General features: G+C 68.3%; 24 protein-coding genes and 1 tRNA gene. 13 read left to right on the plus strand and 12 right to left on the minus strand.

Features of this window, described 5'->3' with window-relative positions; translation table 11 throughout:
* Positions 1 to 10 precede the first annotated feature (10 nt).
* The 4 genes from ABDZ92_RS02825 to ABDZ92_RS02840 all read right to left on the minus strand — a co-directional run bounded on the left by ABDZ92_RS02825 (position 11) and on the right by ABDZ92_RS02840 (position 4,365).
* On the minus strand, positions 11 to 418 hold the full coding sequence (locus tag ABDZ92_RS02825) for a DUF3035 domain-containing protein (protein ID WP_125959115.1): 408 nt from the start codon (positions 416 to 418) through the stop codon (positions 11 to 13).
* Complete coding sequence (gene lspA / locus ABDZ92_RS02830) at positions 411 to 926, minus strand: signal peptidase II (protein ID WP_125959116.1); 516 nt, start codon at positions 924 to 926, stop codon at positions 411 to 413. The genes ABDZ92_RS02825 and lspA overlap by 8 nt, the downstream gene beginning before the upstream one ends.
* Positions 926 to 3,805, minus strand: coding sequence for an isoleucine--tRNA ligase (gene ileS, locus ABDZ92_RS02835; RefSeq protein ID WP_125959117.1), 2,880 nt, complete (start codon positions 3,803 to 3,805; stop codon positions 926 to 928). Before ileS ends, lspA begins: the two co-directional genes overlap by 1 nt.
* A 71-nt stretch (positions 3,806 to 3,876) precedes the next feature.
* A complete protein-coding gene (locus ABDZ92_RS02840; RefSeq protein WP_206432114.1) occupies positions 3,877 to 4,365 on the minus strand; it encodes a hypothetical protein in 489 nt (162 codons plus the stop codon).
* Between the two features lie 89 nt (positions 4,366 to 4,454).
* Between ABDZ92_RS02840 and rpiB the strand changes: the two genes are divergently transcribed.
* From rpiB to ABDZ92_RS02865, 5 genes are all read left to right on the plus strand, one after another.
* On the plus strand, positions 4,455 to 4,901 hold the full coding sequence (rpiB, locus tag ABDZ92_RS02845; RefSeq protein WP_125959118.1) for a ribose 5-phosphate isomerase B: 447 nt from the start codon (positions 4,455 to 4,457) through the stop codon (positions 4,899 to 4,901).
* Between the two features lie 96 nt (positions 4,902 to 4,997).
* The gene (gene glyA / locus ABDZ92_RS02850; RefSeq protein ID WP_125959119.1) at positions 4,998 to 6,308 is read left to right on the plus strand and encodes a serine hydroxymethyltransferase; all 1,311 of its coding nucleotides are present in this window, start codon (positions 4,998 to 5,000) and stop codon (positions 6,306 to 6,308) included.
* A gap of 2 nt (positions 6,309 to 6,310) precedes the next feature.
* Positions 6,311 to 6,478 carry a hypothetical protein gene (locus tag ABDZ92_RS02855; protein WP_164521171.1) on the plus strand — a complete coding sequence of 56 codons (168 nt, stop codon included), beginning with the start codon at positions 6,311 to 6,313 and terminating at the stop codon, positions 6,476 to 6,478.
* Entirely contained in the window at positions 6,479 to 6,940 is a 462-nt protein-coding gene (gene nrdR / locus ABDZ92_RS02860) for a transcriptional regulator NrdR (RefSeq protein WP_125959120.1), read from the plus strand.
* Between the two features lie 108 nt (positions 6,941 to 7,048).
* Positions 7,049 to 8,092: a TrmJ/YjtD family RNA methyltransferase gene (locus ABDZ92_RS02865; protein ID WP_125959121.1), complete on the plus strand. Its 1,044-nt coding sequence runs from the start codon at positions 7,049 to 7,051 to the stop codon at positions 8,090 to 8,092.
* A 1-nt stretch (position 8,093) separates the two neighbouring features.
* On the opposite strand, the gene ABDZ92_RS02870 is transcribed toward ABDZ92_RS02865, so the two are convergent.
* A complete protein-coding gene (locus tag ABDZ92_RS02870) occupies positions 8,094 to 8,393 on the minus strand; it encodes a chorismate mutase (RefSeq protein ID WP_125959122.1) in 300 nt (99 codons plus the stop codon).
* A gap of 221 nt (positions 8,394 to 8,614) precedes the next feature.
* On the opposite strand from ABDZ92_RS02870, the gene rpsD reads away from it, so the two are divergent.
* Entirely contained in the window at positions 8,615 to 9,229 is a 615-nt protein-coding gene (gene rpsD / locus ABDZ92_RS02875) for a 30S ribosomal protein S4 (protein ID WP_125959123.1), read from the plus strand.
* A 78-nt stretch (positions 9,230 to 9,307) separates the two neighbouring features.
* Here rpsD and ABDZ92_RS02880 read toward each other — a convergent pair whose 3' ends face one another.
* Positions 9,308 to 11,305 carry an alpha/beta hydrolase family protein gene (locus tag ABDZ92_RS02880; RefSeq protein ID WP_125959124.1) on the minus strand — a complete coding sequence of 666 codons (1,998 nt, stop codon included), beginning with the start codon at positions 11,303 to 11,305 and terminating at the stop codon, positions 9,308 to 9,310.
* A gap of 133 nt (positions 11,306 to 11,438) precedes the next feature.
* Between ABDZ92_RS02880 and ABDZ92_RS02885 the strand changes: the two genes are divergently transcribed.
* Together ABDZ92_RS02885 and aguB are read left to right on the plus strand one after the other, a co-directional pair.
* Positions 11,439 to 12,413, plus strand: a complete 975-nt coding sequence (locus tag ABDZ92_RS02885) for an agmatine deiminase family protein (protein WP_125959125.1) — start codon at positions 11,439 to 11,441, stop codon at positions 12,411 to 12,413.
* Positions 12,414 to 12,493: 80 nt separating this feature from the next.
* Positions 12,494 to 13,342 (plus strand): N-carbamoylputrescine amidase, encoded by an 849-nt coding sequence (aguB, locus tag ABDZ92_RS02890; RefSeq protein WP_125959126.1) that lies wholly within the window; start codon positions 12,494 to 12,496, stop codon positions 13,340 to 13,342.
* A 10-nt stretch (positions 13,343 to 13,352) separates the two neighbouring features.
* On the opposite strand, the gene ABDZ92_RS02895 is transcribed toward aguB, so the two are convergent.
* Positions 13,353 to 14,018 (minus strand): uracil-DNA glycosylase, encoded by a 666-nt coding sequence (locus ABDZ92_RS02895; protein WP_125959127.1) that lies wholly within the window; start codon positions 14,016 to 14,018, stop codon positions 13,353 to 13,355.
* Positions 14,019 to 14,041: 23 nt separating this feature from the next.
* Here ABDZ92_RS02895 and folK point away from each other — a divergent pair, with 23 nt between their 5' ends.
* From folK to ABDZ92_RS02910, 3 genes are all read left to right on the plus strand, one after another.
* A complete protein-coding gene (gene folK / locus ABDZ92_RS02900; RefSeq protein ID WP_125959128.1) occupies positions 14,042 to 14,536 on the plus strand; it encodes a 2-amino-4-hydroxy-6-hydroxymethyldihydropteridine diphosphokinase in 495 nt (164 codons plus the stop codon).
* Positions 14,537 to 14,619: 83 nt separating this feature from the next.
* Positions 14,620 to 14,695 (plus strand) — tRNA-Lys (locus ABDZ92_RS02905).
* 93 nt (positions 14,696 to 14,788) lie between these two features.
* Entirely contained in the window at positions 14,789 to 15,520 is a 732-nt protein-coding gene (locus ABDZ92_RS02910; RefSeq protein ID WP_125959129.1) for a phosphatase PAP2 family protein, read from the plus strand.
* On the opposite strand, the gene galE is transcribed toward ABDZ92_RS02910, so the two are convergent.
* On the minus strand, positions 15,497 to 16,498 hold the full coding sequence (galE, locus tag ABDZ92_RS02915; protein WP_125959130.1) for a UDP-glucose 4-epimerase GalE: 1,002 nt from the start codon (positions 16,496 to 16,498) through the stop codon (positions 15,497 to 15,499). The genes ABDZ92_RS02910 and galE overlap by 24 nt on opposite strands.
* Before the next feature lie 164 nt (positions 16,499 to 16,662).
* On the opposite strand from galE, the gene msrA reads away from it, so the two are divergent.
* Complete coding sequence (gene msrA, locus ABDZ92_RS02920) at positions 16,663 to 17,211, plus strand: peptide-methionine (S)-S-oxide reductase MsrA (RefSeq protein WP_125959131.1); 549 nt, start codon at positions 16,663 to 16,665, stop codon at positions 17,209 to 17,211.
* A 36-nt stretch (positions 17,212 to 17,247) separates the two neighbouring features.
* Here the strand turns inward: msrA and ABDZ92_RS02925 are convergent, their stop codons facing one another.
* The 4 genes from ABDZ92_RS02925 to ABDZ92_RS02940 form a co-directional block, all read right to left on the minus strand.
* The gene (locus tag ABDZ92_RS02925) at positions 17,248 to 18,198 is read right to left on the minus strand and encodes an L-threonylcarbamoyladenylate synthase (protein WP_241211699.1); all 951 of its coding nucleotides are present in this window, start codon (positions 18,196 to 18,198) and stop codon (positions 17,248 to 17,250) included.
* Between the two features lie 55 nt (positions 18,199 to 18,253).
* Entirely contained in the window at positions 18,254 to 18,478 is a 225-nt protein-coding gene (locus ABDZ92_RS02930; RefSeq protein WP_125959132.1) for a hypothetical protein, read from the minus strand.
* 63 nt (positions 18,479 to 18,541) lie between these two features.
* Entirely contained in the window at positions 18,542 to 18,892 is a 351-nt protein-coding gene (locus ABDZ92_RS02935) for a GntR family transcriptional regulator (RefSeq protein ID WP_125959133.1), read from the minus strand.
* A gap of 38 nt (positions 18,893 to 18,930) precedes the next feature.
* Positions 18,931 to 19,512: a nitroreductase family protein gene (locus ABDZ92_RS02940; RefSeq protein WP_125959134.1), complete on the minus strand. Its 582-nt coding sequence runs from the start codon at positions 19,510 to 19,512 to the stop codon at positions 18,931 to 18,933.
* A 112-nt stretch (positions 19,513 to 19,624) separates the two neighbouring features.
* On the opposite strand from ABDZ92_RS02940, the gene ABDZ92_RS02945 reads away from it, so the two are divergent.
* The gene (locus ABDZ92_RS02945) at positions 19,625 to 21,271 is read left to right on the plus strand and encodes a peptide MFS transporter (protein WP_125959135.1); all 1,647 of its coding nucleotides are present in this window, start codon (positions 19,625 to 19,627) and stop codon (positions 21,269 to 21,271) included.
* Positions 21,272 to 21,311 lie beyond the last annotated feature (40 nt).

Here is a 21,311-nt window from a genome sequence, read left to right on the forward strand (position 1 = left end):
GACCCGGCGATCAGGGCGTGGTGCGCGCTGCCTGGCCGTCACCTTCCGGTGCCGCGATGATGTCCTGGGTGGTCGAGCCCTTGTCCACCACGGCGGTGTCGGGATCGGCCAGGCCGGAACGGATGCCGGCATCGGCCGCGTCGTTGCCGCCTGCCTGGGTCAGGGCCGCGCGCTCGCTTGCGCTACGCTGCGCCTGACCGCCGAACATCGCCTGCAGCGCCTGGGTCGAGGCGCCGACTTCCTGCGGACGGGGCGCGCCCGGCTGCGGCGGCACCAGTGCATAGTCGGGCGGGATCACCAGCGGCGCCTGACGCGCTACGGCGAACTCGTCCGGACGGGCGCGGTTGAGCCCCGACGAGCCGCAGCCCGCGAGAGCAAGGGCGAGCGCGACGCTCGCGGCGGCATGGAGTTTACGCATTTACCTTCTCCCCAGCGGGCGTTTCGGCGGGCTTGTCGCGCACCAGCACCGCGCGGACAAGCAGGATCAGCACGCCGATGGTGATGGCGGCATCGGCGACGTTGAAGATCAGGAACGGGCGCCACGTCCCGAAGTGCAGGTCGAGGAAGTCGACGACATAGCCGAAGCGCACCCGGTCCAGGATGTTGCCGAGCGCACCGCCCAGCACCAGGCCCAGCGCGAACAGGTCCGGCCGGCTCTTCTCGCGCAGCATCCACCAGGCGACACCGCTCGCGATCGCGGCGGTCAGCAGCACCAGCAGCCAGCGCATCACGCTGCTGTCGGCGGGCAACAGGCCCAGCGACACGCCGACGTTCGGCACGAAGCGCAGGTCGAAGATCGGCAGCAGGATGCGTTCGTCGCCCGGCCGGGACACGCCCAGAGGACCGGTGACGACGAACTTCACCGCCTGGTCGACGATGAAGATCAGCCCTGCGAGCAGGAAGCCGTGAAGGCGGGTGCGTTGCATCAGGATACTACCTCGGTACAGCGGTGGCACAGCGCATCGTCCACTGCAACTTCCGGCAGGTGGCGCCAGCAGCGACCGCATTTGTGGCGGTGGGTGCGGACCACGCCCACGCCGTCATCGTCACCCTCCCCCTTCGCCACTGAAGCGACGATGAACGCCTCGGCAAGCGCGTCCTCGGGAAGCGGCAGTTCGGGAACGGTGACTTCGGCCTCCAGGCTGGAGCGCACGATCTTTTCGCGCCGAAGCGGCTCGATCGCCTCGGTCACCCGCTCGCGCAGGCGCCGGACGTCGTCCCAGTTGGTCGAGACGGCGTCGTCGGCGGGCAGCGGCGGCAGCTCGGGCCATTCGAGCAGGTGGACGGAGCCGTCCTCGCTGGGGAAACGCGCCTGCCACACTTCCTCGGCGGTGAAGGCGAGGATTGGCGCGGCATAGCGGACCAGCGCGTGGAACAGCAGGTCGAGCACGGTGCGATAGGCGCGGCGCTTGGGATCGTCCGCGGCGTCGCAGTAGAGCGAGTCCTTGCGGATATCGAAGAAGAACGCCGACAGATCCTCGTTGGCGAAGTCGGTCAGCGCACGCGCGTAGCGGTTGAACTCATACGCTTCCGCAGCCGCCCGCAGCTCGACGTCGAGCTTGCCGAGCAGGTGGAGCACGTAGCGCTCCAGCTCGGGCATGTCGGCCACCGCGACTCGCTCTTCGTCGGTGAAGCCGTCGAGCGCACCCAGCAGGTAGCGGAAGGTGTTGCGCAGCTTGCGATAGGTGTCGCCGGTGCCCGCCAGCACTTCCTTGCCGATGCGCACGTCCTCGAAATAGTCCGTCTGCGCGATCCACAGGCGCAGGATGTCCGCACCCGACTCGCCGATCACCTTCAGCGGATCGACGACGTTGCCCAGGCTCTTGGACATTTTGCGCCCGTTGCCGTCGAGCGCGAAGCCGTGGGTCAGCACCGCCTCATAGGGCGCGCGGCCGCGGGTGCCGCAGCTTTCCAGCAGCGACGACTGGAACCAGCCGCGATGCTGGTCGGAGCCTTCGAGGTACAGGTTGGCGCGGGTCCCGGCGCCATAGCGCGCCTCGACCACGAAGGCGTGGGTCGAGCCCGAGTCGAACCACACGTCGAGGATGTCGGTGACGACCTCATAGTCCTCGAGACGGTATTCCGCGCCGAGCAGCGCCTGGTGGTCGGCCTGGAACCAGGCATCGGCGCCGCCTGCACGGAAGGCATCGAGGATGCGCGCGTTCACCGCCGGGTCGCGCAGATAGGCGCCGGTCTGGCGGTGGACGTAGAGCGCGATCGGCACGCCCCAGGCGCGCTGGCGGCTGATGACCCAGTCGGGACGACCCGACACCATCGAGGCGATGCGGTTGCGGCCCTTTTCCGGCACGAACCGCGTGTGCTCGATCGCGTCGAGCGCGAGCTCGCGCAGGGTGGCGCCGTTCCCGGCGGCGGTTTCCGCGCCCTGCTCGGCCGCGTCGGTGGTGGCCGCATCCATCGGGATGAACCACTGCGGCGTCGCGCGGAAGATCACCTTGGCCTTGGAGCGCCAGCTATGCGGATAGCTGTGGCGGAAGTCGTCCGACGCGGCGAGCAGCGCGCCCGCTTCGCGCAGGTCGCGGCAGATCGGCCCTTCCTCCAGCTTACCGCCGTTGCCGGACGCGGTGAACTTCGGGTTGATGACGCTGCCCTGGCCGCCGAGCCACGCCCAGTCGTCGCGATACTTGCCGTCGCCGGTGACGGCGAAGACGGGGTCGATCCCATGCGCCTTGCACAGCGCGAAATCGTCCTCGCCATGATCGGGCGCCATGTGGACGAGGCCGGTACCCGCATCGGTGGTGACGAAATCACCCGGCAGCATCGGCCGCGGCTTGGCGAAGAAGCCGCCAAGCGCGTGCATCGGGTGGCGTACGATGGCGTCGGCCAGCTGGGAGCCATGAACGAAGCTATCGATGCTCCACACACCAGCGGACTCCGGCGCATCTCCTGGGCGCAGTGTCTTGTCTGCACGCTTCTGAAAAGCATCCGCAAGCTGCGTGGCGACGACGTAGCGGCCAACCAGACGACCGTCGTGATCGCGCAACGAGGCAATCGCGTAATCGACTTCCGGCCCGTACGCTAAGGCCTGGTTCACTGGGATCGTCCACGGCGTGGTCGTCCAGATCACCGCATGCGCGCCGACCAGCTCGGGCGCGTTCGGCGCTTCCACGATCTCGAACGCGACGTCGATCTGCGTCGAGGTGATGTCCTCATACTCGACCTCGGCCTCGGCGAGTGCGGTCTTTTCGACCGGGCTCCACATCACCGGCTTGGCACCGCGATAGAGCTGGCCCGACTCGGCGAACTTGAGCAGCTCGCCCGCGATCGTCGCCTCGGCCTCGAACTTCATGGTGAGGTACGGGTCTTCCCAGTCGCCCAACACGCCCAGCCGCTGGAACTGGCCCTTCTGCACGTCGACCCAATGCGCGGCATAGGCGCGGCATTCCGCCCGAAACTCGGCCGGGGGCACCTCGTCCTTGGACCGCTTCTTGGCGCGGTACTGTTCCTCGATCTTCCACTCGATCGGCAGGCCGTGGCAGTCCCACCCCGGTACATAGGGCGCGTCCTTGCCCATCAGCGTCTGCGAGCGGACGATGATGTCCTTGAGGACCTTGTTCATCGCATGGCCCATGTGGATGTCGCCGTTGGCGTAGGGCGGGCCGTCGTGGAGGATGAACCGCTCGCGGCCGGCACGCTCGCGGCGCAGGCGATCGTACAGCCCGATGCGCGCCCAGCGATCGAGGATCGCCGGCTCCTTGGCGGCAAGCCCCGCCTTCATCGGGAAGTCGGTCTTCGGCAGGAAGACGGTGTCGCGCCAGTCGCGCTTCGCGTTCGGTTCGTCGGTCATGGAACCGCGCCGATTAGAGGATGCGGGGCCGGGGGTGAAGCGCGAAGTGGTGGGCGGGGCTCAGAGCGGCGTCAGTCGCGGCAATAGCCCTCGCCCGTCTTCACCGTCAGGCAGTCCTTCTTGTCGGCAAGCCACTTGAGCCCGGTCGCCTCACCGTCCGTCGCGCGCAGCGTCTGCGGCCCGTCCGGCCGGGTGAAGCGGATCGTGTCGCCGGCCGCGATTCCCTGGAACACACCCTTGTCGTCCAGCGAGTATTGCATCTCCAGCGTGTAGTGTCCGGGGCCCGCTTGGCGGTCGGCGGAAATCACCAGGTTCAGCCCCTCGACGCCACGCCAGCGTCCGATCCATGCGTCGGTCGCCGCGGCATCGGCCACCGTCGGGGCCGGCGTGGGCGTGGGTGTAGGTGTGGCCGTCGGCGTTTCCGCAGGCGCTTCCTGGGATGCAACATGGCCACTGTTGTGGACCGCGCGCTCGACGGCCTCGCCTTCGGCGCGGCGCTCCGCGCGCTGTTCGCACCCGGCCAGCACCACCAGCATCGACAAGCAGATCGTTCGGCGCATCGCGTTCCTCCCGCGTTGGGCGGCCTGTCTAGCCTTCACGCGGCCGCACGGCTAGGCAGCAGCGACCATCGATCTTCAAGGCCTGTCCCATGTCGTACCGCATCGCCCTCGCCTCCGATCACGCTGCCGTGGCGTTGAAGGCGTCGCTCGTCGCCTGGCTGCGCGATGCGGGCCATGACGTCGTGGACCTTGGGCCGGAGGGCGAGGCCAGCGTCGACTATCCCGATTACGGCTATGCGCTGGCGCGCACGGTGAGCGGCGGGGAAGTGGACCTCGGCATTGCGCTGTGCGGATCCGGCATCGGCATCTCAATCGCGGTGAACCGGCATGTGGGCTGCCGCTGCGCGCTGGTGAACGAGCCGCTGTCGGCGCGGCTTGCGCGCGAACACAACGACGCCAACGTGCTGGCGATGGGTGCGCGGCTGGTCGGCGTCGAAATGGCCAAAGCGTGCATCGAGGCGTTCCTGGCCACGCCGTTCGGCGGCGAGCGCCACCAGCGCCGCATCGACAAGCTGAGCACCCCCACGCTGGGCTGAAGCGCAGCTATTTGGGGCAAGAACGGGTAGCGTTCGCGTGCAGGGCGGCTTAAAGGCACGCGCGACCGGCCAGCCCGAGCCCCAGGAGGCGCATCCATGAGCAGCAACCCGCAGACCCTTGACCAGGTCCAGCCCGACGGTTTCTTCACCCGCGGCCTGGCCGACGTCGATCCGGCAGTGTTCGCCGGCGTCGAGCATGAGCTCAGCCGCGAGCAGACTCAGATCGAGCTGATCGCCAGCGAGAACATCGTGTCGAAGGCGGTGCTCGAGGCGCAGGGCTCGGTGTTCACCAACAAGTACGCCGAGGGCTATCCCGGCAAGCGCTACTACCAGGGCTGCGCACCGTCCGACGAGGTCGAGACGCTGGCGATCGAGCGCGCCAAGCAGATCTTCGGCTGCGGCTTTGCCAATGTGCAGCCGCATTCGGGCGCGCAGGCCAATGGCGCGGTGATGCTGGCCCTGACCAAGCCCGGCGACACCATCCTGGGCATGAGCCTGGATGCCGGCGGCCACCTCACCCACGGCGCCAAGGCGGCGATGTCGGGCAAGTGGTTCAACGCGGTCCAGTACGGCGTGCGACAGGAAGACCACCTCATCGACTATGACCAGGTCGAGCGGCTCGCCAAGGAGCACAAGCCGACGCTGATCATCGCGGGCGGCTCGGCCTATCCGCGCCACATCGACTTCGCCCGCTTCCGCGCGATTGCGGACGAGGTGGGCGCCAAGTTCATGGTCGACATGGCGCACTTCGCCGGCATCGTCGCGGCCGGGCTGCACCCGACCCCATTCGGCCACGCCCATGTCACCACCACCACCACCCACAAGACGCTGCGCGGGCCCCGCGGCGGCATGGTGCTGACCGACGACGAGGCGATCGCCAAGAAGATCAACTCGGCGGTGTTCCCTGGCCTCCAGGGCGGGCCGCTGATGCACGTGATCGCGGCCAAGGCGGTCGCGTTCGGCGAGGCGCTGCGCCCCGAGTACAAGAGCTACATCGCCGCGGTGGTGGAGAACGCCAAGGTGCTCGCCGCGACCCTGAAGGAGCGCGGCAGCGATGTCGTGTCGGGCGGCACCGACACCCATCTGGCGCTGATCGACCTCACTCCGCTGGGCGTCACCGGCCGCGATGCGGACGAGGCGCTGGAGCGCTCGGGCATCACCTGCAACAAGAACGGCATTCCGTTCGATCCGCTGCCGCCGGTCAAGACCAGCGGCATCCGCGTCGGTTCGCCGGCCGGCACCACCCGCGGCTTCGGCACCGCCGAGTTCCGCGAGATCGGCAACATGGTCGCCGACGTGCTCGACGGCTTGGCGGCAAAGGGCGAGGCGGGCGACGCCCAGGTCGAGGCGGGGGTCCGCGAGCGGGTTCGCGCGTTGTGTGCTCGGTTCCCGATCTACGGAGGCTGATCATGACCGACTACTCGACCGACGCGCAGAAGAAGGCCCTGGGCAAGAGCATGGCGAAGTGGGGCGCGCTCGGCGCCGTGGTCGCAATCCCCCTGCCCTTCATCGGCCCGGTGATCGGCGCCGCGGCCGGCGCCGGCTACGCCTATCTCAAGGCCAAGAAGCGGATCTGAATGCGCTGTCCCTTCTGCGGAAATGATGCGAGCCAGGTAAAGGACAGCCGCCCCACCGAAGATGGGGCGGCGATCCGGCGGCGCCGCCAGTGCGAGGCCTGCGCCGCGCGCTTCACCACGTTCGAGCGCATCCAACTGCGCGAGCTGTGGGTGCTGAAAAGCGAGAGCCGGCGCGAACCCTTCGATCGCGAGAAGCTGCTCCGTTCGGTCGCGATCGCGACCCGCAAGCGCCCGGTCGAACAGGCGCAGATCGAGCGGCTGGTGTCGGGCATCCAGCGCCAGCTGGAGACCACCGGCGACGGCGAGGTGCTCGCCCAGCGCATCGGCGAGATGGTGATGGAGGCGCTCAAGGGCCTCGACTCGGTCGCCTACATCCGGTTCGCGAGCGTCTACAAGGACTTCCGCGAGGCGCGGGACTTCGAGGAGTTCGCCGGGAACGTGGCCGAGGTGGGGCGGGAGTAGACGCAAGCGCCACTCGCCCGTGCGCTGATACGTCTCCGTTTGGTTCGAGCCGCATCGAGCCTGTCGAGATGCGAAGTCGAGAACCCGGGCCAGCAGAGGAAGCCGTCGATGTTCCATGTCTACATCCTGCGACGCGCCGACGGCACCTATTACACCGGCCACACCGATAATCTGGAGACGCGGGTCGCCCAGCATCAGGCAGGCAGCTTCCCCGGCTACACCCACGACCGCCGGCCGGTCGAACTGATGTGGAGCGAGAGCTTCCCAACGCGGATCGACGCACTCGACCGCGAGCAGCAGATCAAGGACTGGTCGCGCAAGAAGAAGGAAGCGCTGTTCCGGGCCGACTGGAACGGCGTGTCTGCGGCAGCCGGTTCTCGACAATGCGTCTCGGCTGCGCTCGACGCTGGCTCGAACTCAACGGAGAAACCCCAATTGTCCCCACCCCCCGTCATCGTGCTGGTGCGCCCGCAGCTGGGCGAGAACATCGGCAAGGCCGCGCGCGCGATGCTCAACTTCGGGCTAGTGGAGATGCGGCTGGTTTCCCCGCGCGATGGCTGGCCCAATCCGCAGGCGGGGCCAGCCGCGAGCGGCGCCGACGTGGTGCTGGAGAAGGCACGGGTCTTTGAAACCGTCGCCGATGCGGTGGCCGATTGCAGCCACGTCTTTGCGACCACGGTCCGCAAGCGCGGCGTCACCAAGCCGGTCGTCACGCCGGAAGAGGCCGCCCGCGCGATTCGCAGCGACGCCGGCCGCGCCGCCATCCTGTTCGGGCCGGAGCGATCCGGGCTGGAGACCGACGACGTCGCGCTTGCCCGCACCATCGTCACCGTGCCGATCAACCCGGAGTTCGGCTCGCTCAACCTCGCCCAGGCGGTGATCCTGGTCGCGTACGAGTGGTCCAAGGGCGCCGACCTTGCGAGCCCGCCGGAGACCGAACTCGATCCTCCCGCCTCGCAGGAGGAACTCGAAGGCATGATCGCGCAGCTCGACGGGATGCTGGAGGCCGGCGGCTATTTCTTTCCGCCCGATCGAGCACCCGCCACGCGCCGAACACTGCGCACGCTGCTGACCAAGCCGGGCTGGAATTCGCAGGAAGTGCGTACGCTGCGCGGCGTGCTGTCGACGCTCGCACGGCCGCGCCAGCGGTAACCTAGCGCCGATCGAACGCCGCCAGTTCATAGGCGATCGACGCCTCCACCAGCTGCTCCCACAGCGCGCCGACCACGGCCTCCGGCACGCCCAGCCGAGCCGCCTCGGCGCGGGCGTTGGCGATGACCTCCGCCTTGCGCGCTTCGTCGCGGACATGCCCGCGCTCCGGCTTGATGCGGGCGGCGGCGTCCATATAGGCGAAGCGGCGGGCGAGGAGCGCCACCAGCTCGCGATCGAGCTGGTCGACGCCGGCGCGGACTTCGCGCATGGTGGTGCAATCGGGACCGGAAAGGATCGTCATGCCGCGTGCCTAGGCGGGCGGGCCCCGACGTGTCCAGACGGCCTGTCCAGCTTGACTCATGCCCCCGTCTGCGGCTAGGCGCGCGCCTTCGCAATCGGCTCCGCACCCCGGTGAAGCGGCAGCCCTGCCGGTCGTTCTTCGATCCCAGCAGCGCGAAAGACCGGGAATCGCGATCCGTCCTCTGGGCGGGTCACCGTTGTTGCAGTTGCAAGGAATACCAAATGTCGAAGCGCCACAGCGCCAAGTACAAGCTCGACCGTCGTCTCGGCGAGAACATCTGGGGCCGTCCGAAGAGCCCGGTCAACAAGCGCGAGTACGGCCCCGGTCAGCACGGCCAGCGCCGCAAGGGCAAGATGTCGGACTTCGGCATCCAACTGCGCGCCAAGCAGAAGCTCAAGGGCTATTACGGCGACGTGACCGAGAAGCAGTTCAAGCGCACCTATGAAGAAGCGTCGCGCATGAAGGGCGACACCGGTCAGAACCTGATCGGCCTGCTCGAGCAGCGCCTGGACATGATCGTCTACCGCGCCAAGTTCGCGCCGACCATCTGGGCGGCTCGCCAGATCGTCAGCCACGGCCACATCCGCGTCAACGGCGTGAAGTGCAACATCGCGTCGCGCCGTGTCCGTCCGGGCGACGAGATCACGCTGGGCAGCAAGGCGCAGGAGATGGCGCTGGTGCTCGAGGCGCAGAGCCTGGCCGAGCGCGACATCCCCGACTATGTCGCACCCGATGGCGCCGCAAAGATCACCTTCACCCGCGTGCCGACCCTCGACGAGGTGCCGTACCCGGTGAAGATGGAGCCGAACCTGGTCGTCGAGTTCTACTCGCGCTGATCGGATCCGGACCGCGGCACCCGCCGCGGCCCACCGGCAAGACAAAGAAGAGGGCGGTCCTGGCGGGCCGCCCTTTTTCTATCGGCCGATCTTCAGGCTGGTGCGCAGAAAGGCGTCCGTCTGCGCGAGCATGCGCGTACGCGCCTCGCTGTCGTTCAGATAATGGTCGAGCCCCTTGAACTCGACATAGTCGACCTTGCGCCCGGCGCCCCGAAGCTGGTCCGCCATGAAACGCGACTCGCCGACGGCTACGTTGCGATCGAGATCGCCATGGAACAGCAGCACCGGCGCCTGGATCCGGGCGGCGTTCTGCGCTGGCGACCCTTCACGCACGTGCGCGCCATGGCCGATGAAAGCATCCACCAACATGAAATTGGTGAACAAGCGCGATTCCTCGCGGAGCCGATCGAGGTCCGTCACCGGCGCGATCGCGACGATCGCCTTGAACAAGGCGGGATCCAGCGCTGCGGACTGAAGCGCGGCATAGCCGCCATAGGACCATCCCAGCACGGCAAGCTTGTCGGTTTTGGCGATGCCCTGCTGCACCAGCCAGCGGCCGCCGTCGTTGACATCCCCGACCGCCGTTCGCCACGACTGGAAGCCGTTCTTCTGGAACCAGGCATCACCATAGCCCGCCGACCCGCGGAAGTTCGGCTGGAGCACCGCAAAGCCGCGTGCGGCAAGGAACTGGGACAGCCAGTCGAAGCCCCATTCGTCTCGACTTCCCGGGCCGCCGTGCGGAAGCACGATCGCGCCAACGGTCTTCGCCGCGCCGCCTACGGGCAGCGTGAGATAGGCCGGGATCGGCGTGCCATCCGCTGCGGGAAAGGTAATCGCCTTCACCGGCGCGAGCACGGTGTTCGCAAGCTCCGGCCGCGCCGGCAGGACTTGCTCCAGCGCGCGTGTCCGCTTGTCATAGACATAATAGGTGCCTGGTTCGACGTCGCCGCCGGCCAGCAGGAGGAGCTGGTTCTCGTCTGCGCTCGCGTCCAGAAACGTCACCAGCGGCTGGTGCGGCAGCGCCTTCTTCAAGGCACCCTGCAGCGCCTTCAGCTGCGGGTCGAAGAACACCGCCTCTCGACGATCGGTGGCGAAGCTCGCCCCGACCACGCGCGAGTGCCGCCCGATCGTCAACAGCCCGTCCACGTCGACGTCCGGCCGGGCGACCACCAACTCGCGGCTTCCGCTGCCATCCAGCGCAACCCGGTAGAGGGCCTTGCGGCCGTCGTTCAGGTCAAAGCCATAGGCGACGTTCAGATCGGGATCGACGGCGTACGGATTGAATCCGGCCCTGCTGTTCAGGTCCAGCGTACTCAGCGGTTGCCAGGCGCGACTTGCGGGTAGCCGATAGGAGTAACTGATCTGGTTGCCGTCGTAGCCAGAGGCGCGGGTCGACTGAATCCCCATGATCCGCACGGAGCCATGCCCGTCGCTGACATAATCGACGGCATTCGCGCGCGGCTGCTCCACGACCTTGCGCGCTAGGGTCGTCGTGTTGACCAGCTCGACCCCCAATCCCTGCGTTCGGTTTGCCAGCAGCGTCCCGGCCGTGCTCTCCGGCACGAACGAGCGCGTCATCAGCACGGTACCGCCTTCCGCTTCGGCGAGGCGGTCGATCAGCCGTCCGCCGTCGTACATGGCGGCAAGGGCGCGGCTGGATGTACGAGCGCTCAACACCTTCATGCCGCCGCCGTCGCTGTTCAGCGAGACCAGGCGCGTGAACCCGAGCAATTCGGATCCGGATGCCACCGAATAGATGCCGCAGACGATCCGCTGGTTGGTGGACCAGAAGCAGTGCGTCAGCTGCTCGGGTTCGCCGCTCGACACCAGAATCGACTTGGGTGCCTCGCCGGTCCGGCGGTCGCCTATCACCAGGCGAGTGCCCCGTTTGCCCGCGGGCATCAGCATCGCCACCTTGCTGCCATCCGGCGAGATGCTGATCTGCTGCACCTGTTCACGCGACCCGAACGCTGCGGCAAGCCGCTGCCCCTCCGCGTCGGTCGCGGCTTCCTGTGCCGACACCGAAACACCGGCGCACAACAACGATGCACCGGCCAACCAATCCACAAGCCTCATCTGAACATCCCCCCTCGTTCTGACATCAAGATGTCGGGCAGCCGAGAGCGGCGCAAGCGATCTTGGCCGCGGACTCGCCGAACACCGCCGCCAGCCCTTTTCCGCTCCTGCACCCCCCGCTAAGGACGCGACCATGACTACGCCTCCTCCCGCCGAATGGGCCCGCCACGACGCCGTCTGGATCGGCTTCCCCAGCCATCCCGAACTCTGGCTCGAAGACCTCGAACCCGCCCGTGAGGAAGTCGCCGCCTTCGCGCGTGCCGTCCATGCGGATGGCGCCGGCGAGCGCGTGCTGCTGGTCGCAGCGGATGCGGAAGCCGCCGCCGCCGCGCGGGCGATGGTGGGCGATGCCGCCGAGGTGGTGGTGGAGCCGTTCGGCGACATCTGGCTGCGCGACACCGGCGCGATCCTGGACGGCGACGGCAAGGCCCACGACTTCGCCTTCAACGGCTGGGGCGGCAAGTACGACCTGCCGGGCGACAACAGCGTCGGCGCCGGCCTCGCCCGGCAGCGCGGGATCGCGGCCGAGACCCACGACTGGATCATCGAGGGCGGCGCCATCGACGGCGACGGCACGGGCCTGGTCGTCACCACCGAGCAGTGCCTGCTGAACCCGAACCGCAACGGCGAGGACTTCACCCGCGACAAGGCGGAGGCGCTGCTGCGGGCCGACCTGGGCTACACCCGCTTCCTGTGGCTGGGCGACGGGCTGCTCAACGACCATACCGACGGCCATGTCGACAACCTGGCCCGCTTCGTCGGCCCGAACCGCCTGGCGATCCCGGAACCGGCCGAGGACGATCCGAATGCCGATGTCTACCGGGAGGCGGCCGAACGCGCGCGGGCGGCGGGCGTCGAGCTCGTCCGCATCCCCTCCCCCGGCCGCGTCGAGTCCGAGGACGAGGTGATCCCGGCCAGCTACATGAACTTCTATATCGGCAACGCCGCCGTGGTGGTGCCGGTCTATGGCCAGCCGAGCGACGACGCGGCGGTGGCGGCTCTCTCGGCGATCTTCCCGGATCGCAAGGTGGTGGGCCTGCGCGCCGACCACATCCTGACGGGCGGCGGCAGCTTCCACTGCATCAGCCAGCAGATCCCGAGCCGCTGATCGCATTCGGGCGCGGCGGTCCGTCGCCGCGCCCGTATCCGCCTCTGGCAACGCGAGCCAGTTCGACTACATAGCGCGGCATGACCGAAATCACCGTCGCCGCGCTGCAGCTCGCCTTTTCCAACGACATCGATGCGAACATCGCCAACGTCACTCGCCTCGTGCGGGAGGCGCATGCGAAGGGTGCGCAGGTGATCCTGCCCCCGGAACTGTTCGAGGGCGAGTATTTCTGCCGCGTCGAGGACGAGGGGCTGTTCGCCAGCGCGAAGCCCGTCGATGAGCACAAGGCGGTGCTGGCGATGCAGGCGCTCGCCGCCGAGCTCAAGGTCCACATCCCGACCAGCTTCTTCGAGGCGGACGGCCCGCACTATTACAACTCGCTCGCGATGATCGGCCCCGACGGCAAGGTCCAGGGCGTCTATCGCAAGAGCCACATTCCCGACGGCCCGGGATACGAGGAGAAGTTCTACTTCCGCCCCGGCAACACCGGGTTCAAGGTGTGGGACGGCCCCGCCGCCAAGATCGGCGTCGGCGTCTGCTGGGACCAATGGTATCCCGAAACCGCGCGCGCGATGATGCTGATGGGCGCGCAGCTGCTCTTCTACCCCACCGCGATCGGCAGCGAGCCGCACGACACCAGCCTCGACACCGCCCGGCTATGGCGTCGCGCGATGGTGGGCCACGCCGTGTCCAACGTCGTGCCCGTGATCGCCGCCAACCGCGTCGGCACCGAGCATGACCAGACCTTCTATGGCACCAGCTTCATCTGCGACGAGCGCGGCGACATCCTGGCTGAGCTGGACCGCGAGGAAGAGGGCGTCATCACCGCCACGCTGGACCTCGATCGCGTGGCGCGCCACCGCGCCGCCTTCGGCTTCTTCCGCGATCGCCGACCGGAACTCTACGGTCGACTAACGCAGGACATCTGACGCCGCTGCGTCAGGCGGCGACCGCGTCGCGCAGCTGCAGCGCCCGCTCGAACACCGCCTCGAACATCGGCTGGGTCAACCGGCCGGTGTTCTGGTTGTAGCGCGAGCAGTGATAGCTATCGATCAGGATCCGGCCGTCCGGCATGCGGTGCTCGGCGAGGTGGCCGAACTTGGCCTTGGGCAGCTTGCCGCCGAGCGCCTTCACCGCCGACTGGTGCGCGATCTGGCCAAGCGCCACGAACACGCGCACGCGCGGCAGCGCGGCGATCGGCGCCTCAAGGAACGGGCGGCAGGTACGGATCTCCTCCGGCGTGGGCTTATTCTCCGGCGGCAGGCAGCGCACCGCGTTGACGAGCATCACGCCCTTCAACTCCAGCCCGTCGTCGGGCCGGGCGTCGAACACCCCTTCCGACAGGCCGAACTTGGCGAGCGTGTCGTAGAGCAGCGCCCCAGCATAATCTCCGGTGAAGGGCCGACCGGTGCGGTTGGCACCATGCTTGCCCGGTGCGAGGCCAATGACTCCGAGCCAGGCATCCGGATCACCGAACGCAGGCACCGGCGCGTTCCACCAGTCCGGGTACTCCTGCCGCAGCGATTCGCGAAAAGCCACCAGGCGGGGGCAGTGCGGGCAATCATGAGGGGGTTCGGTGGCGCGAAGCGGACTGGCAGCAGACATGGGGCTGCGGTAGGCGCGAGGGCATGGCAAGGGCAAGCTATGCGATCGCGATCGGGTCCAATCGCCGTGGCCGTCACGGCAGCCCGGAACGTGAGGTAGCGGCCGCGCTGGAGGCGCTGGGCGGCGTGGTCGCCGTCGCGCCGGTGATCCGCAGCGCACCGCTCGGCCCCTCGCTGCGGCGCTACGCCAACACGGTCGCGCTGGTCGAAAGCCCGCTTTCCCCGCCCGAGATGCTGGCGCGGTGCAAGGGGATCGAGCGCAGCTTCGGGAGGCGGCGCGGGCGGCGCTGGGGAACGCGGGTGCTCGACCTCGACCTGGTGCTCTGGTCGGGGGGCCCCTGGGCGAGCCGCGGCCTCATCGTTCCGCATCCGGCATTCCGAAGCCGTGATTTCGTGCTCACCCCTCTCGCGCAACTCGTGCCCGACTGGCGCGACCCGATGAGCGGGCTCCGTATTCGCCAGCTCGCGCAGAGACTGCGACGCGTCCGGGCGGTTGACCCGGCGGCTCCGGCTCCGTAGGGCGCGCGGCACGTACCGCGTCGTCGGGCGTTTCCCACGCGCCGGATCGAGACACCGGTGCGTTCGCAACGACGGAATGGTGAGGGCTCGTAGCTCAGTCGGTAGAGCAACGGACTTTTAATCTGTAGGTCCCGGGTTCGAATCCCGGCGAGCCCACCACTTCCCCGCAAGCGCCGCCGCGTATCCCCGCCGAGACCGGCTTTCTCCCCCGCCCCGATTGCCTCGGCGCGTGTAGGCTGCGACACGCAGGCCATGGCTCCCTCTCTCCTGCCCCTGGGCCACGAGACGCGTGCATCCGGACGCCGGCCATGGCCGCTGATCGCGGGCGTGCTCGTTGCGGTCGCCCTGCTTGGATTGCTGTTCCTCGCTTCGGTGATCGCACGCGGCGACGCGCTGGCGTTCGATCAGACGCTGATCCTGGCAATGCGCGTGCCGGGCCATCCGGACGTGCCGATCGGCCCCGCCAAGCTGCCGTCGATCGCGCGCGACATCACGGCGCTTGGCAGCGGAACGGTGCTTACCCTGGTGGTGACGCTTGCGACGATCCTGCTGCTGCTCCGCCGCCTCTGGCGGACTGCGGCGCTGACGCTGGCGGCGACGATCGGCGGGGGCACCATGGTGTCGCTGCTCAAGCAGCTGTTCGAACGCGCCCGGCCGGACCTGGTCGAGCATCTAATGCGCGAGACCTCGGCCAGCTTCCCGTCCGGCCACAGTGCGAACAGCGCCATCGTCTATCTGACGGTCGCGACGCTGCTGTTTCCGATGATCCGGCAGGCCCGCGTACGGCTGTTCGTCATCGCCGCCACGATGACGATCGTGGCACTGATCGGTGTCAGCCGAGTGTACCTGGGCGTGCATTGGCCGAGCGACGTGCTCGCCGGCTGGATCTTCGGCGCGCTGTGGGCGCTCGGCTGGTGGCGGGTGGAGCTGGCGCTGCTCGCCCGCACCGCCCGCCGCGGATCAGCCCTCAGCCCGCTCGGCTAAGGCGCGTTCCCAGGCGAGCGCATCGGCGACGATGCGGTCCAGGTCGTCATGCTGCGGTCGCCACGGCAGCGCGGCGAGGATTGCCCGGTTGTCGGCGACCAGCGCATCGGGGTCCCCCGGTCGGCGCCCTTCCATGCGGCGCTCGATCTTCAGGTTGGTCACCCGGTCGACGGCGTCGAGGACCTGGTTCACCGAATAGCCGCGGCCATAACCGCAATTGAGCGTGCGGCTTTCGTCCGGCTCCGCGATCAGCAGGTCGAGCGCATGGACGTGCGCCGCCGCCAGGTCCGACACGTGAATATAGTCGCGCACCCCGGTCCCGTCGTCGGTCGCGAAGTCGGTGCCGAACACGGACACGTGGCTGCGCTTGCCCGTCGCGGCCTCCACCGCCACCTTGATCAGGTGCGTCGCGCCTGCGGTGGACTGGCCCGAGCGCCCCTGCGGGTCCGCGCCCGCGACGTTGAAATAGCGCAGTGCGCAATAGTTGATCGGGTGGGCGGCGGCGACGTCCTTCAGCATGATCTCGGTCATCAGCTTGGACATGCCATAGGGATTGATCGGCGCCTTGGGCGAGTCTTCGCGGATCGGCACCTGGTCTGGAATGCCATAGGTCGCGGCGGTCGACGAAAAGATGAAGTGCTTCACCCCGCAGGCAACCGCGCTTTCGATCAGCGAGCGGCTCGCGGCGGTGTTGTTGCGATAGTATTTGAGCGGATCCGCGACGGATTCCGGCACCACCACCGATCCCGCGAAGTGCATGACCGCGAGGACATCATGCGCGCGCATGGCGGCACGCACGGCATCCTCATCCTCGATCGCCGCCTGGACCAGCGTCGCGCGCGGATCCACCGCCCAGGCGAACCCGGTCACGAGATTGTCCACCACCACCACGCGCCAGCCGGCGTCCAGCAGGGCCAGCACGGCATGGCTGCCGATGTACCCTGCCCCGCCCGTCACCAGGATCGACCCTTCGCGCATGCACAATCCCCTTTGCTTTGGTCGCACCGCCTAGCAGTGGTGATTGTGCCGGGCGAGCGCCTTCCTATCTCTAGGCGACGAACGCGTGCGGGGCTGCGGTCGGAAGCACCGCTTTCGATCCAATTCCCTCCGCGCGCGCTCGCGGATTTGTCAGGAGATGTTTGATGGCTACCGAAGTCGCGACCTTTGCGGGCGGCTGTTTCTGGTGCACCGAGGCGGTGTTCCGCGACGTGATCGGCGTGGAGTCGGTCGAGAGCGGGTACATCGGCGGCACCGTGCCGAACCCGACCTACAAGCAGGTGTGCGGCGGCGACACCGGCCATGCCGAGGCGATCCGCATCTCCTATGACGCGGACCAGATCAGCTATGACGAGATGCTCGACATCTTCTTTGCGACGCATGACCCGACGCAGCTGAACCGCCAGGGCAACGATATCGGGACGCAGTACCGCTCTGCGATCTTCCCGCACGACGCCGACCAGGAGGCGCGCGCGCGTGCCGGCATCGAGCGCGCCGGTGAGACCGGCGGCAAGATCGTCACCACGATCGAACCGCTGGGCGAATGGTATCCGGCCGAGGGGTATCACCAGGAATATTGGGAAGGCGAAGGCCAGCGGAATCCCTATTGCATGGCGGTGATTCCGCCCAAGCTCCAGAAGCTGCGCAAGAGCTTCGCGGCACGTTCCAAGGCAGCGGCGCCCACCGCAGCCTGACCTTCGTGGACGGCGCGGGGAGATCCCCGCGCCGGCTCAGACGGCTGCGCGCGCCAGGCGGTCGTTGATCGCGGCGCCCAGCCCCTCGCGCGGCACGGGGGCGACGGCGATCCGCGCCTTCGGTGCTGCATCGGCGCGGTGCAGGCAGTCGAACAGGCGCGCCGCCGCTTCGGTGAGATCGCCCGCGCCCGACAGCGTGTCGTCGCCCGCGACGGGTCCGAAGCCGATCAGCCACTCGTCGGCTTCCGCAGCGGTGGCATCGAGCCGCACCGGCTTTCCGGGGGCATAGTGGCTGGCGAGTTGTCCCGGCGCCTCGATCCCACTTCCGGCCCGGCCGGGCATGGCTCCCGTGACCGCGGAGACCTGCTCGGCCGTGATCGGCCCCGGACGCAGGAGACGCACGGTACCATCGGTGCAGGCGAGGATCGTCGACTCCAGGCCGCGTTCAGTCGGGCCGTCATCGAGCACCAGCGGGATACGCCCGTTCAGGCTCGCCACCACATGCTCCGCCCGGGTCGGGCTGATGCCGCCGCTGGCGTTGGCCGACGGCGCCGCGAGCGGCCTGCCCGTCGCGGCAAGCAACGCCTGCATCGCGCGGTGCGCCGGCACCCGGATGGCGATGCTCGAAAGACCGGCCGTCACCAGCGAGGCGATCCCCGAATCCTCCCGAAGCGGCAGGACGAGGGTCAGTGGCCCCGGCCAGAAAGCGTCCGCCAGCCGCCCGGCGTACGCATCGAAATGGGCCAACGCCTCTGCCGCGGTGCGATCGGGCAGGTGAACGATCAGCGGGTTGAAGCTGGGGCGCCCCTTGGCGGCATAGATGGACGCAACGGCCTCGGCATTCGTGGCGTCCGCTGCGAGGCCGTACACCGTCTCCGTGGGAACGGCGACGCACTGTCCATCGGCGATGCGCTGCGCTGCCTCGGCCACCGCATTGGGGCCGTACGGCAGGCAGCGTGGGATCGGCAGGGCGGCAGGCGACGGCACGGGACCGCCGCTATCCTGCGGGCTCCCTGCGGACAAGAGCCGATCGCGCCAGTCGTCAGGCCGCCAGGAGCGGCGGTCGGGGAGACGTGCGGGTCACTCCGTTGCCGAGGCTGTGCACGCCGCTGATCGGCAAGGCGGTATGGCAGAACGCGCACTCGGCCGACATGCGGCCGACGAACCAGTGGCTCTGCCCGCATCCCGGGCAATGGTTCGTCTCTGATAGCCGGTACGCGACCCGATACCCGGTCGCGCCGGGCACGAAACTGCTGCTCTGCCGCATGATCTTTCCCCTTTATCAACAGGGGAGAACGTCGCCGAGTCGTGCGCGGTTCCCGACGAGGCGTCAGGCGTGCTCGAGCAGGTCGTGCAGATCCAGGCCGAGCAATGCGATGTTCTCGCGCACCCGCGGCCAGGTGGCTGCCAGGAAACGTTCGCGCTCGGCGAGCCGCAGCCGTTCGGCGGCACCGGGCAGCACGAACATGCCGACTCCGCGCCGCACCTCGACGTACCCGTCGTCCTGGAAGGTCTGATACGCCTTGGCGACCGTCAGCGGGTTCGCGCCCTGCTCCGCGGCAAAGGCGCGGACAGAGGGGAGCTGGTCCCCTGCCCGATATTCGCCGCGCAGGATGGCGGCAGCCACGATCGCGCGGAGTTTCAGGTAGACGGGGCTGTCGTCGCTCTCGATCACTGCCATGCTGCCTTAATACAGCAACCGAGCAATGCGTCCACCCCTCAGCCGTCCCATCGGGTGACCACCGCGGAGAGGTCCGGCCGCGGCCGCTCCTCCAGGGGCTTGCCTGCCGTGCCGATGAACACGAAGCCGACGACCCGTTCCGGATCGCTGCCGAAGGCGTCGCGCACGATCGGCGACATGCTCGGCCAGCCGGTGATCCAGCTTGCGACGAAGCCCATGGCATGGGCGGCGTGCAGCAGGTTCATGGCAGCGGCCCCGGCCGACATCTGCTGCTCCCACAGCGGGATGTGGCTGTCCGGGCGGGGCGAGGACAGTACCACCACCAAGGCTGGGGCCGGCACGCCGAAGCCCGTCATCGCATCCAGCTCCAGCCGGCCGGCGTCGGGCTTTTCCGTGCGATAGGCATCGGCCAGCATCGCGTTGAACGCCGCGCGCCGCTCGTCGGGCACCACGACGAAGCGCCAGGGAGCCAGCTTGCCATGGTCCGGCGTGCGCGCGGCAAGCGCGAGCATCGCGTCGATTTGCTCGGGCGTGGGGCCGGGAGCGACCATCTCGCGCGGCTTGCCCGAGCGGCGCGTGGCGAGCAGCGAGAGCGGCGTGGTGCGGTCGTTGAAGGTCATGCAGCGGACCTAGCGGCATGGCGCGCGGGCAACAACTGCTTGGCACGACGCGATTCTCCGCTAGTCTCGCGCGCCATGCACGCCAGGTGCCCGGGGAAACCGCGGCGCCGCCATGGCTTCAAAGGGGAATCTAGTGGCTGTCATCCCGGCAATCGCCGTTGCCTTTCTGTTGGTACTGCTCGCCGGTGGCGCGTCCATCGCGATGAGCAGCAAGCCCGAGTTCGCAGGCCATCCCAAGGGCCTGTACGTCCTGTTCTTCGCCGAGATGTGGGAGCGTTTCTCCTACTACGGCATGCGCGCGCTGTTGGTGTTCTACCTCACCAAGCACTGGCTGTTCAGCGACGGCGAAGCCAATCTGATCTACGGCGCCTACAACAGCCTGGTGTACGTCACCCCGGTGCTGGGCGGCTATCTCGCCGACCGGTATCTCGGCCAGCGCAAGGCCGTGCTGTTCGGCGCGATCCTGCTGACGATCGGCCACACGATGATGGGCTTCGAAGGCGACGGCGGCGGCAACAGCGGCGCCGCCATCAACGTCTTCTGGCTGGCGCTCGCCTTCATCATCGTCGGCACCGGCTTCCTCAAGGCAAACATCTCGGTGATCGTCGGCCAGCTCTATCCGCGCACCGACGTGCGCCGCGACGGCGCCTACACGATCTTCTACATCGGCATTAACACCGGCGCGACGCTGGGCACGATCCTGGCCGGCTGGCTGGGTGAGACCTATGGCTGGAGCTACGGCTTCGGCGCCGCCGGTGTCGGCATGCTGCTGGGCCTGATCGTCTTCGTCGGGTTCAAGCCGCTGCTGCTGGGCCATGGCGAGTCCCCCGATCCTGCGGCCCTGGCGCGCAAGGTCGGCGGCATCCGCTTCGAGCATCTGCTCTATGGCCTCGGCCTCGCCTCGATTGCCGTCGCCTGGGCGCTGATCCAGTACCGCGACGTGATCGAGGTACTGCTCGCCGTCAGCGGCTTCGCGCTGCTGGGCTATGTTCTCTTCCAGTCGTTCCGCGTGGACCGCGAGGCACGGCACCGGCTGTGGGTGATCCTGTTCCTGATCGCGCTCAACCCGGTGTTCTGGGGCCTGTTCGAGCAGGCGGGCGGTTCGCTCAACCTCTACACCGACCGCTATGTCGATCGCGGTGGCGTGCCGGCATCGATCTTCCAGTCGATCAACCCCCTCTACATCGTGCTGCTGGGACCGATCTTCGCCTGGCTGTGGGTGTGGCTGGGCAAGCGCGGGCTCGAACCGTCGACCCCCGCCAAGTTCGGCCTGGCCCTGCTGCAGGTGGGCTTCGCCTTCCTGGTATTCGTCTGGGGCGCCAATTCGGTCGGCCCGGGCGTCGCGACGCCGGTGCTGTTCGTGTTCCTGGTTTATCTGTTCCAGACTTCGGGTGAGCTCTGCCTGTCGCCGGTCGGCCTGTCGGCCATGAACCGGCTTTCGCCCAAGACGCTGGCCAGCCTGATCATGGGCGCCTGGTTCTATATGACGGCGGTCGGCCAGTTCGTCGCCGGCAAGATCGGCGAGGCGACCGGCGGCGAAGGCGGCGTGATGACCAAGGAAGGCACGCTCGCCGTCTACGACACCATCGGATGGTGGACGATCGGCATCGGCGTGGCCGTGCTGCTGGTGTCGCCGTTCGTGAAGCGGCTGATGCACCTCGAGACGCTGGAGGACGATGTCGACCATGCGCTCGCCGGCGAGCAGGAGATCGGCGAGCCGAAGGCAGCCGGCTTCAACACCAGCAACGAAACCCGCTGAGCGGCCACCGGGGCGCTTCCGGCAAGCGCTCCGGCGTCCC

This window comes from Sphingomonas molluscorum (genome assembly GCF_039522995.1).
Taxonomy (GTDB): domain Bacteria; phylum Pseudomonadota; class Alphaproteobacteria; order Sphingomonadales; family Sphingomonadaceae; genus Sphingomonas; species Sphingomonas molluscorum.

Coding starts and splice junctions, on each gene's coding strand:
- ABDZ92_RS02825 (WP_125959115.1), bottom strand. CDS start 418: ATGCGTAAACTCCATGCCGCCGCGAGCGTCGCGCTCGCCCTTGCTCTC.
- lspA (WP_125959116.1), bottom strand. CDS start 926: ATGCAACGCACCCGCCTTCACGGCTTCCTGCTCGCAGGGCTGATCTTC.
- ileS (WP_125959117.1), bottom strand. CDS start 3,805: ATGACCGACGAACCGAACGCGAAGCGCGACTGGCGCGACACCGTCTTC.
- ABDZ92_RS02840 (WP_206432114.1), bottom strand. CDS start 4,365: ATGCGCCGAACGATCTGCTTGTCGATGCTGGTGGTGCTGGCCGGGTGC.
- rpiB (WP_125959118.1), top strand. CDS start 4,455: ATGTCGTACCGCATCGCCCTCGCCTCCGATCACGCTGCCGTGGCGTTG.
- glyA (WP_125959119.1), top strand. CDS start 4,998: ATGAGCAGCAACCCGCAGACCCTTGACCAGGTCCAGCCCGACGGTTTC.
- ABDZ92_RS02855 (WP_164521171.1), top strand. CDS start 6,311: ATGACCGACTACTCGACCGACGCGCAGAAGAAGGCCCTGGGCAAGAGC.
- nrdR (WP_125959120.1), top strand. CDS start 6,479: ATGCGCTGTCCCTTCTGCGGAAATGATGCGAGCCAGGTAAAGGACAGC.
- ABDZ92_RS02865 (WP_125959121.1), top strand. CDS start 7,049: ATGTTCCATGTCTACATCCTGCGACGCGCCGACGGCACCTATTACACC.
- ABDZ92_RS02870 (WP_125959122.1), bottom strand. CDS start 8,393: ATGACGATCCTTTCCGGTCCCGATTGCACCACCATGCGCGAAGTCCGC.
- rpsD (WP_125959123.1), top strand. CDS start 8,615: ATGTCGAAGCGCCACAGCGCCAAGTACAAGCTCGACCGTCGTCTCGGC.
- ABDZ92_RS02880 (WP_125959124.1), bottom strand. CDS start 11,305: ATGAGGCTTGTGGATTGGTTGGCCGGTGCATCGTTGTTGTGCGCCGGT.
- ABDZ92_RS02885 (WP_125959125.1), top strand. CDS start 11,439: ATGACTACGCCTCCTCCCGCCGAATGGGCCCGCCACGACGCCGTCTGG.
- aguB (WP_125959126.1), top strand. CDS start 12,494: ATGACCGAAATCACCGTCGCCGCGCTGCAGCTCGCCTTTTCCAACGAC.
- ABDZ92_RS02895 (WP_125959127.1), bottom strand. CDS start 14,018: ATGTCTGCTGCCAGTCCGCTTCGCGCCACCGAACCCCCTCATGATTGC.
- folK (WP_125959128.1), top strand. CDS start 14,042: ATGGCAAGGGCAAGCTATGCGATCGCGATCGGGTCCAATCGCCGTGGC.
- ABDZ92_RS02910 (WP_125959129.1), top strand. CDS start 14,789: ATGGCTCCCTCTCTCCTGCCCCTGGGCCACGAGACGCGTGCATCCGGA.
- galE (WP_125959130.1), bottom strand. CDS start 16,498: ATGCGCGAAGGGTCGATCCTGGTGACGGGCGGGGCAGGGTACATCGGC.
- msrA (WP_125959131.1), top strand. CDS start 16,663: ATGGCTACCGAAGTCGCGACCTTTGCGGGCGGCTGTTTCTGGTGCACC.
- ABDZ92_RS02930 (WP_125959132.1), bottom strand. CDS start 18,478: ATGCGGCAGAGCAGCAGTTTCGTGCCCGGCGCGACCGGGTATCGGGTC.
- ABDZ92_RS02935 (WP_125959133.1), bottom strand. CDS start 18,892: ATGGCAGTGATCGAGAGCGACGACAGCCCCGTCTACCTGAAACTCCGC.
- ABDZ92_RS02940 (WP_125959134.1), bottom strand. CDS start 19,512: ATGACCTTCAACGACCGCACCACGCCGCTCTCGCTGCTCGCCACGCGC.
- ABDZ92_RS02945 (WP_125959135.1), top strand. CDS start 19,625: ATGGCTTCAAAGGGGAATCTAGTGGCTGTCATCCCGGCAATCGCCGTT.